The sequence below is a fragment of the Celeribacter sp. SCSIO 80838 genome, from assembly GCF_056498065.1.
Genome location: NZ_JAZKMA010000001.1, coordinates 2,660,792 through 2,674,599 on the forward strand (window position 1 = coordinate 2,660,792; position 13,808 = coordinate 2,674,599).

11 protein-coding genes are annotated in these 13,808 nt (G+C 60.0%); all 11 read left to right on the top strand.

Annotated elements, in window-relative coordinates:
* Nucleotides 1-70 precede the first annotated feature (70 nt).
* The 11 genes from V1475_RS13265 to V1475_RS13315 all read left to right on the top strand — a co-directional run bounded on the left by V1475_RS13265 (nt 71) and on the right by V1475_RS13315 (nt 13,801).
* Nucleotides 71-1,039, top strand: a complete 969-nt coding sequence (locus V1475_RS13265; protein WP_479413120.1) for a TRAP transporter substrate-binding protein — start codon at nt 71-73, stop codon at nt 1,037-1,039.
* A gap of 56 nt (nt 1,040-1,095) precedes the next feature.
* Complete coding sequence (locus V1475_RS13270; protein ID WP_479413121.1) at nt 1,096-1,599, top strand: TRAP transporter small permease; 504 nt, start codon at nt 1,096-1,098, stop codon at nt 1,597-1,599.
* Nucleotides 1,599-2,870, top strand: a complete 1,272-nt coding sequence (locus V1475_RS13275) for a TRAP transporter large permease (RefSeq protein ID WP_434287326.1) — start codon at nt 1,599-1,601, stop codon at nt 2,868-2,870. The genes V1475_RS13270 and V1475_RS13275 overlap by 1 nt, the downstream gene beginning before the upstream one ends.
* Before the next feature lie 63 nt (nt 2,871-2,933).
* Nucleotides 2,934-4,394, top strand: a complete 1,461-nt coding sequence (locus tag V1475_RS13280) for an aldehyde dehydrogenase family protein (protein ID WP_479413122.1) — start codon at nt 2,934-2,936, stop codon at nt 4,392-4,394.
* A 734-nt stretch (nt 4,395-5,128) separates the two neighbouring features.
* Nucleotides 5,129-5,266, top strand: a complete 138-nt coding sequence (locus V1475_RS13285) for a hypothetical protein (RefSeq protein WP_479413123.1) — start codon at nt 5,129-5,131, stop codon at nt 5,264-5,266.
* Nucleotides 5,267-5,521: 255 nt separating this feature from the next.
* Nucleotides 5,522-7,024 (top strand): class I adenylate-forming enzyme family protein, encoded by a 1,503-nt coding sequence (locus V1475_RS13290; protein ID WP_479413124.1) that lies wholly within the window; start codon nt 5,522-5,524, stop codon nt 7,022-7,024.
* Nucleotides 7,024-8,007 (top strand): ABC transporter permease, encoded by a 984-nt coding sequence (locus V1475_RS13295; protein WP_479413125.1) that lies wholly within the window; start codon nt 7,024-7,026, stop codon nt 8,005-8,007. The genes V1475_RS13290 and V1475_RS13295 overlap by 1 nt, the downstream gene beginning before the upstream one ends.
* Nucleotides 8,008-8,042: 35 nt before the next feature.
* Nucleotides 8,043-9,059, top strand: coding sequence for a sugar ABC transporter substrate-binding protein (locus tag V1475_RS13300; protein ID WP_479413126.1), 1,017 nt, complete (start codon nt 8,043-8,045; stop codon nt 9,057-9,059).
* Nucleotides 9,060-9,129: 70 nt separating this feature from the next.
* Nucleotides 9,130-11,253, top strand: coding sequence for an ABC transporter permease (locus tag V1475_RS13305; RefSeq protein ID WP_479413127.1), 2,124 nt, complete (start codon nt 9,130-9,132; stop codon nt 11,251-11,253).
* A complete protein-coding gene (locus tag V1475_RS13310) occupies nt 11,250-12,314 on the top strand; it encodes an SMP-30/gluconolactonase/LRE family protein (protein ID WP_479413128.1) in 1,065 nt (354 codons plus the stop codon). The genes V1475_RS13305 and V1475_RS13310 overlap by 4 nt, the downstream gene beginning before the upstream one ends.
* Nucleotides 12,315-12,316: 2 nt before the next feature.
* Complete coding sequence (locus V1475_RS13315; RefSeq protein WP_479413129.1) at nt 12,317-13,801, top strand: sugar ABC transporter ATP-binding protein; 1,485 nt, start codon at nt 12,317-12,319, stop codon at nt 13,799-13,801.
* The last annotated feature ends 7 nt before the right edge of the window (nt 13,802-13,808 follow it).

A 13,808-nucleotide genomic window follows, 5' to 3' on the forward strand; every position in this document is an offset into this window, starting at 1 on the left:
AAAGACCGCCACCACGCGAGAGGGAGTAACGGGTGGGGCGGTCGCAATAGTTTCAAAGGGAGGAAACCAAATGAAACGCACACCAACATGGCTTGCGGCGCTGGCCGTCTCGCTTGGGGTCGCTACGGCGGGGAGCGTCGAGGCGCGTGAACTCAAGATGTCGACGCCCACGCCAGAACCCCACATCATGACCAAATCCGCCCACCACATGGCCGAGGCTTTTGCTGCCGACGGTTCGGGCGATACAATCGGGGTCTTCCCCGCCAACAAACTTGGTGATGTGCCGACCGTGCTGTCGCTTCTGCAAAGCGGTGCGATTGAGCTGGCGATCGTGCCCGTGGGCGATCTGGCCAACCGCGATCCCTCCTTTCTGGCGTGGTTTCTGCCTTATCAGTTTGAAACTCTGAGCGAGGCGGGGCAAGCAGCGCGCAGCGCCCCCGCACAGGAGATGCTCGCGCGTCTGGAGAAACAAGGGATCAAGGGGATCGGCTATGTCTTCCCCGGCCAGCGTCATCTTCTGTCGAAAAAGCCGATTGCTTCGGTCGCGGACATGGCGGGTCTGAAGGTCCGTGCCTTCCCCAACGACATTTTCAACGCGTGGTGGCGCGGTCTCGGTGCCGCGCCGACGGCTTTGCCGCTGCCTGAAATCATGCCCTCTCTGGTCACGGGGGTGATCGACGCGGTGGATGTGGATATCGACATCGTGATGGCGATGCAGATGCAAAATCAGGCGCCCAATCTGATCTTGAGCAACCACATGGCCTTTCCCGCCGCCATTCTGGTCTCGCAGCGCTGGTGGAACGGCCTGAAGCCCGAAGAGCAGGCGCGGATTTCCGAGATTGCCTCCGAGACGCAGGATTGGGCAATCGAAACCCAGACTTCGGGTGAGGCTGCCCTGCTTGAAAAGCTCGGTGAAAATGGCGCGGTGATCACCACGCTCGTTGATCCCGAGCTCGCGAAAGTGGGCGAGACGGTACGCGACGCGTTTCTGGACCGTGACCCGCTGATCCGCGCCTTTTTCGAGGCCAACCAGCACTGACATCAGAAACTCCGAGCGTGTCCATCGCTCGGAGTTCCCTATTGAAGGAGATCGCCATGAGATTTTTGGTGTCCGTGGATAAGGTATTGGTGCGGCTCGAGTTGGTCCTTGCCGTGGTGGCGATGACGGGCGTGGCGGCTATTCTTATCGCTCAAGTGTTGTTCAGATATGTGTTGCAGTCGCCGCTGTTTTTCGCCGAGGAACTGGCGTTGATCCTGATGATTGTTGCCACGTTCGCGGGGTTCAGCCTGATGGTGGCCGACGGGCGGTTGGTCACTATTGATATATTCGGCGGCAAGGTCGCGCCCGTCACCCATGCACGGATCGCTTGGGCGATGCGTGTGGTGGTGCTTGTGTTGGGCGTGTTGCTGGCGTGGTTTTCCATTCGCTATCTGACGGTGCCTTGGGTCTGGATCGAACGCTCGGCCACGCTGGGGGTGCCACGGGCCGCGCTTTACGCAATCGTCACCGCCGAGCTGTGTTTTCTGGTGCTCCATCAGTGCGTGCAACTCTGCACCACCTTTTCGGCGTGCCGCGCCACTGACGGGGAGGCTGTGTGATGCTGACCCTTGCAACCTTTTTCATTTTCCTCAGCTTCGGCCTGCCGATCGTCTTTCTGCTCTTGTTGGCGGCGATCGTTTTTGTCTGGTCGAATGACGCTTCTGTTCTGTTCGACAGCTTTCTGGTGCAATCGGTGAAGGGGATCGAGTCCAACGGGTTTCTCGCCATTCCGCTCTACATGCTGGTGGGCGAGATCATGAACCGTGGCGGGATCACCGAGCGTCTGATCCGCACCTCCATGCGCGTGGTCGGGCGGATGCGGGGTGGGCTGGCTTTCGTCAACGTGCTGACCAACGCTTTTGCGGCCGCCATCCTTGGCTCGGCCACGGCGCAGATCGCGATCATGTCGCGCTCTATCGTGCCCGAAATGGAACGACAGGGTTACAAGAAACCCTTCGCCACGGGGCTTACGGTCGCCACGGGCCTGTTGGGGCCGATCATTCCGCCCTCTATGCTGATGATCATTTACGGCGTTCTGGCCTATCAGTCCGTTGCGGCGCTTTTCGTGGCCGGTCTCATTCCCGGTGTGTTGTTGATGTCGGCGTTTTTCGTCACAGTCTGGATGTCGAAATCCCATCTGCCCGAGGTGGATCACGAGCGCCTGCCATCGAATGCTTGGCGGGAAGTGATTATGGATGCGCTTCCGGGATTGATCCCTGTCACCATTATCTCCGGCGTGGTCTCGGGGGCGATGACCCCGACCGAGGCGGGCGCGCTTGCCGCCGTCGTTGCTCTGGTTCTGGCGGTGTTCGTCTACGGCGAGATCGGGTGGCGCGACTATGTCCCGGTGATGCGCAATGTGGTGCTGTCCTCGGCCTCGATCATCATGCTGATCGGCTTCGCGACCCTTCTGGGATGGGCTTTGGCGTATGAGGAAGTCCCCGACAAGTTGGCGCAAGCGATTGCCTCTGTGGCGGTGGGGCCGATCTCATTTATGCTGCTGGTTTGCTTCGTGGTTTTTGTCTTGGGGATGTTCCTTGACGGGATCGGGGTATTGATCGTTATCGTACCGGTGCTTTTGCCGCTTGCCAGCCAGTTCGGGGTAGATCCCGTTCACTTCGGTGTGGTGCTTGCCGTGGCCACTTTGACGGGGCTGGTTTCTCCGCCTGTCGGGCCTGGTCTTTATCTGGCGATGGATGCCACTGGACTGAAGATGATGGAGGTTTTCCGCGGTGCACTGCCGTTCCTTGCCGCCTTCCTGGTGGTGTTGGGAATTATCATCCTTCTGCCGGTCCTGTCGGTCTGGTTGCCCGCAGTCGTAGGGCTTTGAACGAAGAGTTTTCATCCGGCCTGCTTTTCACGGGGGGCGGGCCGGTTCACATGGAGAAAAGACATGACTACGCATAACGTACTTCCCCCCTACGAGGGGTTTGACGGACAGTTCATCAACGGCACATGGCAGGCGGGGAGCGCCGGTCGGGTGCTCAAGGACACCAACCCTTATGACGGCACCCTTCTGACCGAGATTGCCATGGCCGATCAGGGCGATCTGGACCGCGCCTATGAGGCGGCGCGGCGGGCGCAGCGTGACTGGGCGCTGACCATGCCAAAAGAACGCGCCGCGATCTTTCACCGCGCGCTGGCCAACCTTGCAGGGCGCAAGGAAGAGATCGTCTCGTGGATCATCCGCGAGTCCGGCTCGACCCGCATGAAAGCCACCGCCGAATACGAGGCGATTGTCGCGGGTATGGCCGAGGCGGTGAGCCTGCCTTACATGGCGCATGGGGCCATCGTGCCTGTGGACCGTGCGGGCAAGGAGGCCCGCGTCTACCGCAAGCCCGTAGGCGTCATCGGCGTGATCAGCCCATGGAACTTTCCGTTGCATCTGTCCAACCGTTCGGTGGCGCCCGCCATTGCTTTGGGCAATGCGGTGGTGCTCAAGCCTGCAAGCGATACGCCTGTGACGGGTGGCTTGCTTTTGGCGAAAATCTACGAGGAGGCGGGGCTGCCCGCGGGGGTGCTCAATGTGGTGATCGGTGCGGGTTCCGAAATCGGGGATGCCTTCTGCGCCCATCCGGTGCCGCGTATCATCAGCTTTACCGGCTCGACCGAAGTGGGCCAGCGGATTGCGCGCACGGCGGCGGGATCGGCGACACTGAAAAAGCTCGGGCTGGAGCTGGGCGGCAATGCACCCCTGATCATTCTCGACGATGCGAATATGGGCAAGGCGGTGGAGGCCGCGCTGGTCGGGCGCTTCCTGCATTGTGGCCAGATCTGCATGAGCACGAACCGGATCATCGTGGAGGACGGAATTTACGATGCGTTTCTTGAGGCCTATTGCGCGGCGGTGGAGACGATCAAAGTGGGGGACCCGAACGCGCCCGACACCATGGTTGGTCCGCTTTGCAATGCTTCTCAGGTGCAGTCGGTCACGGGGTTGATTTCCTCGGGTGTGCAACAGGGTTTCGAATTGCGGGTTTCGGGTGAGGTCGACGGTCATATCGTGCCGCCACATGTTTTCGTCGGGGTGACGAATGGCTCGCGTCTGGCGCAATCGGAAATCTTCGGCCCCGTCGCGCCGGTGATCCGTGCCAAAGACGCGGCAGAAGCGCTGCGTTTTGCCAATGACACCGAATACGGGCTGTCGAGCGCGATCATCTCGGAGGACGAGGGGCGTGCGATGCGCGTGGCACAGGGGATCGAGGCGGGGATGACGCATATCAACGACATCACCATCCACGATTACCCGCATCTGATGTTCGGGGGCGAGAAGAATTCGGGTCTCGGGCGGTTCAATGGCCATTGGATCGTGGAGGAATTCACCACCGATCATCTGGTCACGATCCAGCGCTAGGGCGGGCGGTCCTGTGCTGCATTAAGCTGACGAGGTATTTGTCCCAGTATCAGAGTGGCCTACCGTTCTGTGACCATCAGACGGTTGTCCTATGGGGCAAATACTTCACGGAAGCGCCAAGACAACGTACACCTGAGCTGTTGCCGGTTTCGAGGACGGCGACTTAAGCTTTCATAGCTCGGTCCTCGAAGGTCTAGGGCTTAAAGAACCGATGGTCGAGTGGCGACGCGTTGGAGTGTAGAACCGCTCAATGTAATCGAACACATCGGCGCCTGCGCCATGCTGACGCCACGCTTCGTTCTCAACTTCACCGCTGCGAACTCGCGACTGAATATCCTGCTCGTCATGTAGTTTCCCCGGCTTCATAAAGACCTTATCTCGGTGTCCCTGAAGCCGGCAGCAGCTCAAGGTGTGGGAGGGTGGAGACTGACCAACTACCCGCGACCATCGCGCCTAGAGAAAAAAGTAGTTAATTCGTAGCTGAGAAACAGCCCTTAAGCTCAAGAATTTAAACGAAAGAACGACATTGAATGCAGGATCAATCCGCAAGTGACGCCAATGTGTATCTGTAGACAACCCGTTTGTGACAGTGCGGTCTCGGAACTGATACTCTTCAGAGTGGCACCTCGCAAGCCAGGCCATCATCCAAGACGATCTGCGTTCAAAGGGTGAGCTTCGGAACATGTCAAACATCAGGCGAGTTCCAACGACCTCATGCAGATGAAGGTGATTGGATGCCAGCGATCAAGACTGCAGGGTTAAAGGTCGCGCTGTTCAAGTCGTTTGGTCCAGTGCGCGCGGACCGTCCCCCTATGCGTATGGAAGAACTGATCCTCTCGCGCATGAAGATCATGAATTCAGAGAGTGGCTGATTGGTCGCGCTTCTCTTGGGGGAGCCTAATTTTGCAGCACATTTATAATTAATGTTGACATGATGGTTCTGAATAGGAAACATTCAGGAAACCTTGGAGGAGGGCCGGGATGAAACCCTTAATGATGCTGGATGTCTGTTCAGCAAATGGCATCGCTTTACCTGGCGCACGAGATGCGTTCTGCGGACCGGAGCTCTGACGATGCAGGGCGGGAACGTAACCGATCTACATGGATTGTTCGGATCAGTCGGCGGCATGTTTCGTGATGCGGCCCGCTCGAACTCGTCGGCAATCGCACTCTATGACGGTGCAGCTGAAGTTACCTACCGAGATCTCGATACCACGGTGAACCGGTTGGCGCAGGCGATGATTGCATCCGGTGTCGGGCATGGCGATCGCGTAGCAATTCTCTCTGAGAACTCGATCCCCTATGTGACGATCCTTCTGGCCTGTGCGCGCATCGGCGCCATCGCTGCCTGTCTCAACTGGCGTCAGTCCGCGAATGAGGTGGCGCATTGCTTTGATCTCACGGAACCGAAAATGATCTTCGTTTCCGAGCGCTTTGCCGGGTTGCTGCCGGAGAGCATGAGTTTCGCGCCGCAAATGATTTCAATTGAGACCGAGTTCAAAGGTTTTCTCGAAAAGGGCACCGAAAACGCGCCCGACGTGCAGGTATCGAGCGAAGACGGGCTCCTAATCCTCTTTACCTCCGGTACGACCGGTCGTCCGAAAGCCCCTGTCATCAGCCACCGTGCGATGATCGCGCGCGGGCTTTTAATGCGCGCGGATTGGGAGATGCGGCGCACCGATGGCTTTATCGCTTGGTCGCCCCTGTCGCACATGGCCGCGGCCGATCCGACCCTGTCGGCGCTCATGCAGGGGGCGAGCGTGTCGATCCTGCCCGAATTCGATCCCGACGGCATTGTTGATGCGCTGACGCGTCATCCGGTTGGCTGGATGGTTCTGATGCCGGGGATGATCGAACGGCTTGCCGAGGCACTTGAACGGCGCAACGCCCCGCTTCAGCGCGTGGCCGCCGCCGGATGTATGGCGAACCTCGTGCCCGAGGACCAGATCCGCCGGATTTCCAAGCTTCTCCACGCGCCGTTCCTCAATTCGTTCGGCTCCTCTGAAACCGGAATCGCTCCGGCGAGCGGGAACTGGATCAATCCGGAGGATGAACTCGGGGCCTTGGCGAAACTGCAGAACTCCAGCTGTGAAATCCGTCTCACGGATGAGGACGGGGCAGAAGTCGCCGAGGGTCAGGTTGGCGAGATCTGGCTGCGCTCCCCCACGCTCTTTTCCGGCTACTGGGGCGATGAGGCTGCGACCACTACGGCGTTTCGGGGCGGGTGGTATCACATGGGGGATGATTTCCGCCGCGATGATGCCGGTGCTCTGCATTTCGCGGACCGGAGCAAATATCTCATCAAGTCGGGCGGCGAGAATATCTATCCCGCCGAAATCGAGTTGGTCCTGCGCAATCTCACGGGGATTGCGGATGCGGTGGTTGTCCGTCGCAGGGACGCACTCTGGGGAGAGGTGCCGATTGCTTTTGTCGTGGCTTCACCGGATGGCGCGCCATGCGAGGCCGATATCCGCGATGCGCTCGCTCAAAAGATCGCGCGTTTCAAAATCCCCAAAGAATTTCATGTCATCGGCGAACACCAGATCGAGCGGAATGCGACCGGAAAAATCCGTCGCGATCTTCTCGAAAAACGCGCCGAACAGGAACACAACCGGAAGGACCAGAACTGATGTCAGCGCATGCACGTTCCCGTATTTCGCAAGAAGGCATTGTTGCCGTCATCGCAGTCCTTCTGTTCGCGACTTTCTATGTGATCGCCCCGGTTTTCCGCACGGCAGACAACCTGTTGTCGTTGATGCAAAACGTGTCGATCCTCGGCATTCTCGGGGTCGGTATGGCGCTGTCGATCATTGGGCGGGGCATTGACCTGTCGATTGTCACTGTCATGGCGATGACCTCCGCGTGGGTGCTCCATCTCTTTAACGCGGGGATCCCGCTTCCGCTGGGGATGCTCGCGGGGCTCGGGCTTGCCATCGCTGTGGGCATTCTGAACGGTCTTCTGATCGCATTTCTCGAAGTGCCGGCCATCTTTGCGACGCTCGCGGTGTCCACGGCGGTTTATGGCTTTGTCCGCGCGATGCTACTCGACAACAACCAGGTCTATCTCAAGGCGGACGCCCCCGATTGGTTCATTTCGATCGGCAGCGGCTCTGTGCTCGGCATCCCGAGCCCGGTGGTTCTGTTCGCGGTCGTCTGTCTGATCGTTCACCTGTTCCTGCGCTACCACATTCGCGGGCGGTTCCTCTATGCGATGGGGGAAAACCCCGCCGCGGCGCGGATCACGGGGATGCCGAACCGCCCTGTGATGGTCCTGCAATATGTGCTCTGCGCGGTGATCGGGTTTGCGGCTGGCATGATCCTCGCGTCGGCCATCGGTTCGGTGGAGACACGGGTGGCGCGGTCCACGATGGTTTACGACGTGATCCTCGTCGCTGTGATCGGTGGCATCGGCCTTTCGGGAGGGAAGGGCGGGGTGCGCAACGTGCTGATCGGGACGGCTCTGATCGGTCTTCTGCTCAATGGCATGACGATCCTGAACGCGTCTTACACTGTTCAAAACATTATAAAAAGCGTCTTTCTGATGGTCGCTATCATTGCGGACTCGTTGATGAACCCGCGCGATGAACAGACCAGTCAGCAAGGCGATATCTGACGGCAGAAACTGCCAAGCCAAGGGAGGAGAAAGAAATGAAAAAGTGGATGATCGGAGCGATGATGGGCGCCCTTTGCGCGGCCCCGTCTTTCGCGGAAAAGCCGGATGACGGTCTCGTATTCGAGTCCGCCGCGGCGATGAAGGGCAAGACCGTTGCCTACCTGCCAATCGCGATGGGGTTCGACCTTACGGAGGCATGGGTCACGGGGCTTCAGAAAGATTCCGAGACCTACGGGTATGAACTCACCATTCGCGATCCGAACTGGAGTGCGGACGCGGGCGCACAGGCCTTTTCTCAGCTGATCCAGGAACGTCCGGACGTGATCGTGGTACACCCGCCAGAGATTCAGGTCTATTCGCGCCTCATCCAACAGGCCGAGCGCGCCGGTATTCCGGTCGTCGTTGTGAGCCTGAAGGCGAGCACGAATGCCGACGTTTTCGTCGGGCCAGACTGGTATGACATCGCCGTTCAGCAAACGAAAACCGCCATCGAGATGTGCGGCAAAAGCCAAGGCGGGAGCGGCAAACTCGCGGTCATGCAGGGTGTGCTGACCAACCCGACCTCGCAATACGGTATTCAGGCGATTGAAGCGACCGTGGCCGAGGCCGGTGGCGACGTCGAGATCGTGTCGAACCAGGCGGCGGATTGGGATGCGAGCAAGGCGAAGGCGATTGCCTCCACCGTGCTTCAGGCGAACCCTGATCTCTGTGGCTTTATCGGGATGTGGGACAACATGGACGTCGGCATCGCCGCCGCCATCCGCGAAGCTGGTCGTCAGGGTGAGGTCAAGCTCATCTCCTCCGGCGGCGGCAACGTGGATTCCGCCTGCACCAACGTCGAGAACGGGAACTTCTCTGCCTACATCAGCTACGACGCCGCATCGCAGGCGCGTGATCTGATGATGTCGGTGCGCAGCCTCCTGCAGAACCCGCCGGAGAAACCCGGTGAACATCCTGTCGCGCTCTACACACCGCTCCGCACGATCTTGGGAGAGACGATGACCGCCTCTTCCTGCTGGTCCTTGGACGCGCTTCGGAACACCGGTCCGTAAGTCACGCCAAGCTTACATGGAGCCGCGTGTTGTCCCCCGCGGCTCCCACCCTCAGAATTAAGGTTTCACCATGTCGCTGCGCTCCTCGCTGTCCCGACTAAGATATCGCTTTGTCCCGGACCATGTCCTCGGAGAAATCCTCTCCAAGCCCTGGATCGACAATGCCATTCCGGTCACCATCCTCACGGTTGTCCTGCTCTCTCTCGGAGCTTGGGATCCGGGCCTTGTCTCGATGCAGAGCCTGCTCGGGATGACGCCGCAATTTGCCGAAATGCTGCTCGTGACGCTTGGCATGGTCTTTGTGCTGCTGGCCGGTGGTATCGACCTGAGCGTCGGCTCGGTGTTCGCGCTTTCCAACTTTATCACGCTTGCGCTGTTCAACATGCTCGGACTGCCGATTGGAGTTGCCATGCTCGCGGCGATTGCTGCGGGGGGGCTCGTGGGCGCGGTCAACGGGGTGTTGATCGGCTTTCTGAAGCTGCGCGCGTTTCTCACCACGCTCGTGACGATGATCATCACGAAATCCATCGTCGATCTTCTGCTTCTCAGCTTTGCGGTGAAAATCTCGACCCCTGTGACACAGAGCAACTTCTGGGATTTCCTGAGCTTTGATCGGGTGTTCGGCCTCCCGCCCGCTCTGATCTTTGCGGCCGTCTGCACCGTGATCGGTCACATCACGCTCACACGTCTGCGACTCGGCTGGCGCATTCTCGCGGTCGGCGGGTCGCGTCGCTCTGCCTTTAACAGCGGTCTTCCGGTCCGTCGCACGGTTGCTGTGACCTATATTCTCTCGGGCATGCTGTCGGCTGCGGCCGGTGTGCTCTACGCGGCGCGTCTCAATGCCGCCGGATCGGATACCGGCGTGAGCATGGAAATTGTCGCGGTGACCGCAGCGGTCGTGGGCGGAAACTCTCTCGGCGGCGGGCGTGGCTCTGTCACCAAGGGGGTGCTCGGTACGATGATCGTCCTGTTGATCACCAATAGTGTCGTGCGGCTCGGGCTGCCCGCCGGTGGCAACTCTCTCGCGCTCGGGGCTGTGCTGTTGATGGCGGTCGTCATCGACGTGAAATGGGTGAAGAACCGCAGCAAGATCCTCTCAAGCGTCTATGTCTCCCCCACATGGCTCAAACTCCCCGACTGTCCGCCGACCGCCGAAGACAGCGGCTCGCCCTATGCGCTCAATGACAAACTGAGCGATGTGGAACTGATCGGTCTCGGGGAGATCGACGGGCCGGAAGACCCTGTGCTCGACGAAGACGGCAATCTCTACGCGGGCACCCGTCATGGCGACATCATCCGCTTCTTCGCACCGGATTTCATCCGAAAAGAGGTCTTTGCCCATATCGGCGGGCATCCCCTCGGCCTGACTTTTGATCGCAAGGGCAATCTGTTGGCCTGTGTTGCGGGGATGGGGGTCTATAGCATCAATCCCGACGGCGAGAGCACGCGCCTCACTGACCAGACCAACCGCAGCCTGATGTCCGTGATCGACGATAGCCGTATGCGCCTCGCCGATGATCTCGATGTGGCTCCCGACGGGCGTATCTTCTTTAGCGAGGCGACGATCCGCTTTGATATGTCCGACTGGATGGTCGATGCCCTAGAAGCACGCGGGAATGGCCGGATCATCTGTCACGATCCGTCGTCCGGTCGCACGCGCACCGTGATCTCCAACCTGCGTTTCCCGAATGGCATCTGTATGTGCCGCGACGGAGAGTCCTTCCTCTTTGCCGAGACATGGGGCTGTTCGATCAAGCGCTACTGGTTCGCGGGGGCAAAATCCGGCCAGATCGAAATGGTTGTGCCGGACCTACCGGGCTATCCCGACAACATCAACCGCGCCTCGGATGGCGGATACTGGATCGCGCTCGTGGGAATGCGGACGCCTGTGTTCGACCTGATGTTGAGCAATCCGGGCCTACGCAAGCGCATGGTGGAACGGGTTGCCCCCGATGCGTGGCTCTTTCCGAACATGAACTACGGCTGCGTCATCAAGATCGACGAGACCGGCAAAGTCACGGATTGCCTCTGGGACCGCCGTGGCCACAACCACCCGATGATCACCTCGATGCGCGAGCACCGTGGCTGGCTCTATCTTGGTGGCGTCTCCAACAACCGAATTGGCCGCTATCGCGTTCCGGGTGCGGACCCGAACTGGACGGCTGCCGCGTCTTACAGAGGAGATGCGACATGATCCAAGGACTGCTGAACATGCGGGACCGTTTCTTTGGTCGTGGGCATTACGCGATCACGGTTCCCCCGATGGACGGGGCCTTCCGCCCGAACAACCGGATCGAAGAGGCACCTGTATTGGCCGACCTCGTTGCGCCCGGCCTCCTGCAAACGGTCAATGACGTGCTATGGTTCTCCAGCGGGAACGCAGTGATGCGCATGACCGAAGGGCGGCCCGAGCAGGTCTCCCAAAGCGCCGCGCCGGTTTCGGCCCTTGCGGTGAACACGAAACAGGAGATCGCTCTGGCGTGTCTCGACGGCACGCTCTCACTCCCCGACGGCGTGCCGACAATTCCCGAAGATCTTCGGCACTGTGTCACGGGCATGGCCTTTGACGCGGACGGCGGGGTTTTTGTCACCGTTGGCTCGACGCGCAATGGCGCGGATGCGTGGCAGAAGGATCTGCTGGAACACGGCAAAACCGGAAGCCTCTGGCATTTGCCGCTCAACGGCGCGGCGCGCAAGCTGGCCGAGGGGTTGTCCTGGCCTGAGGCCCCGCTGGTGGAAGCGGACGGATCGGTCCTGTTTTCCGAAAGCTCCGCGTGTCGCGTGTCGCGTGTCGATGGAGCCAGCGCAAAGAAGGTCTTGATCGCCCACTTGCCCGGCTATCCGGCAGGATTGGCGAAACTGGGTGCGGGCTATGCGCTCTGCCTCAAGGCCCCGCGCAACCAGCTTATCGAGTTTGTTTTGAGTGAACGCGAATTCGTCGCCCAGATGACCGACACCGCGGCGCCAGAGCACTGGATCGCCCCGTCGCTCTACCCGCAGGAGTCGTTCCTGGAGCCGCTTCAGGGCGGCGCGTTGAAACAACTCGGCATTATGAAGCCTTGGGCGCCGAGCCGTTCAGGGGGCCTCGTGGTCGAACTGAACGCCGATTTCGTGCCCCAGCGCAGCTTTCACAGCCGTGCGGACGGACGCCGCCACGGGACGGTGAGTTGCGTGGCACTGGACGATGGCACGCTTGCGGTCGCGTCGGTGGGTGCGGGCTGTGTGGTGACTCTCGATCCGAAAGAGGAGGTGTGACCATGATCCATATGGAAGCGGTCAGCAAATCTTATGGCAACGTCCACGCGGTTTCGAACGTCGATTTCGATCTCGCACAGGGCGAAATTCATGCGCTGCTCGGCGAGAACGGCGCAGGCAAATCCACGCTGACAAAGATGCTCGCAGGGGTCGTCAAGCCGAGCACTGGCAAGATCTTTATCGACGGGGAAGAGCGTGCCTTCACCGGCCCGACCGACGCAATGTCGGCGGGGATTGCGATGGTGTATCAGGAGAACTCGCTCGTGCCGACGATGACGGTCGCGCAGAACCTGTTTCTCGGGGAGGAAAAGGGGTTCAACCGTCTGCGCCCGCTCTACATCGCTGCGCAGCAATTCCTTCAGGGTCTGAACTTCAACGTGGACCCGTGGGCGCAGGTGACGACCCTCGGCGTGGCACAACGCCAGATGGTCGAGATCGCGCGCGCGGTTCGCAAAAAGGCGCGGGTCATCATCTTTGATGAACCGACGGCCTCGCTCACGCCGGAGGAAAAGCACCATTTCTTTAGCCTGGTCCGACGTCTCAAGAAAGACAATGTCAGCATCGTGTTCATCAGCCACGCGCTCGAAGAAGCGTTAGAGATTTCGGACCGGATCACCGTTCTGCGCGATGGTCAGATGGTTGATACGGGGCCGACAGCTGAGTTCGACCGCGCACGGATCATCACCTCTATGGTCGGGCGCGATGCGTCCGGGATAGAGGCGACGAAAGGTTTGCGGAACCCGAGACCGGCGGGGCGGCGGTCCGTCAGTATCCAGAACCTGTCGATGGGCAACATCGTCCGCAACACGTCCTTTAGCCTGTTCGAAGGGCAGGTGACGGGCATCTTCGGCCTGATCGGGTCGGGCCGCACGGAGATGGCCAAGATCATCTCCGGCGTGTTCAAGCGCAACACCTTTCATGGCGGGGAGATCCTGTTGGATGATCGCCCGGTGCGCTACCGCGTGCCGCGCACGGCGATGCGCGACGGGATCGTCTATGTGACCGAAGACCGCAAGGCCGAGGGCTTTTTCGACGATATGTCGATCAGCGAGAACATCGGCATGGGCTGGCTCGCCGCTGGCTTCGGGCGCGGGCAAATCGTCCGCAAATCGGATTTCCTACCGGTTGCGAAAAAGTGGATCGAGGACCTCGATGTCGCCTCGATCACCCCCGATGCGCGCGTGATCGAGCTTTCGGGCGGCAATCAGCAGAAGGTCGTAATCGCGAAGTCGCTGGTGCAACAGCCACGGGTCGTCTTCCTCGACGAACCCACGCGCGGGGTCGATGTGGGCGCGATTGCCGAGATTCACGACCTCATCCGCAAACTCAGCGAAGCCGGCACGACGGTCGTCGTGATCTCGTCCTACCTGCCGGAAATCCTGTCGATTTCAGACCGCATTCTGGTCTGTCGCAAAGGCCGCATCGTGGAGGAATTCTCCGCCGATGCCGCCGACGAGAAAACCATCATGTATGCGGCCGTCCACTGACGGTTGC

What these genes read in the sequence shown, in the direction of transcription:
- V1475_RS13285 (WP_479413123.1), top strand. Translation starts at nt 5,129, where the DNA reads ATGCCAGCGATCAAGACTGCAGGGTTAAAGGTCGCGCTGTTCAAGTCG.
- V1475_RS13315 (WP_479413129.1), top strand. Translation starts at nt 12,317, where the DNA reads ATGATCCATATGGAAGCGGTCAGCAAATCTTATGGCAACGTCCACGCG.
- V1475_RS13265 (WP_479413120.1), top strand. Translation starts at nt 71, where the DNA reads ATGAAACGCACACCAACATGGCTTGCGGCGCTGGCCGTCTCGCTTGGG.
- V1475_RS13280 (WP_479413122.1), top strand. Translation starts at nt 2,934, where the DNA reads ATGACTACGCATAACGTACTTCCCCCCTACGAGGGGTTTGACGGACAG.
- V1475_RS13270 (WP_479413121.1), top strand. Translation starts at nt 1,096, where the DNA reads ATGAGATTTTTGGTGTCCGTGGATAAGGTATTGGTGCGGCTCGAGTTG.
- V1475_RS13305 (WP_479413127.1), top strand. Translation starts at nt 9,130, where the DNA reads ATGTCGCTGCGCTCCTCGCTGTCCCGACTAAGATATCGCTTTGTCCCG.
- V1475_RS13275 (WP_434287326.1), top strand. Translation starts at nt 1,599, where the DNA reads ATGCTGACCCTTGCAACCTTTTTCATTTTCCTCAGCTTCGGCCTGCCG.
- V1475_RS13290 (WP_479413124.1), top strand. Translation starts at nt 5,522, where the DNA reads ATGTTTCGTGATGCGGCCCGCTCGAACTCGTCGGCAATCGCACTCTAT.
- V1475_RS13310 (WP_479413128.1), top strand. Translation starts at nt 11,250, where the DNA reads ATGATCCAAGGACTGCTGAACATGCGGGACCGTTTCTTTGGTCGTGGG.
- V1475_RS13300 (WP_479413126.1), top strand. Translation starts at nt 8,043, where the DNA reads ATGAAAAAGTGGATGATCGGAGCGATGATGGGCGCCCTTTGCGCGGCC.
- V1475_RS13295 (WP_479413125.1), top strand. Translation starts at nt 7,024, where the DNA reads ATGTCAGCGCATGCACGTTCCCGTATTTCGCAAGAAGGCATTGTTGCC.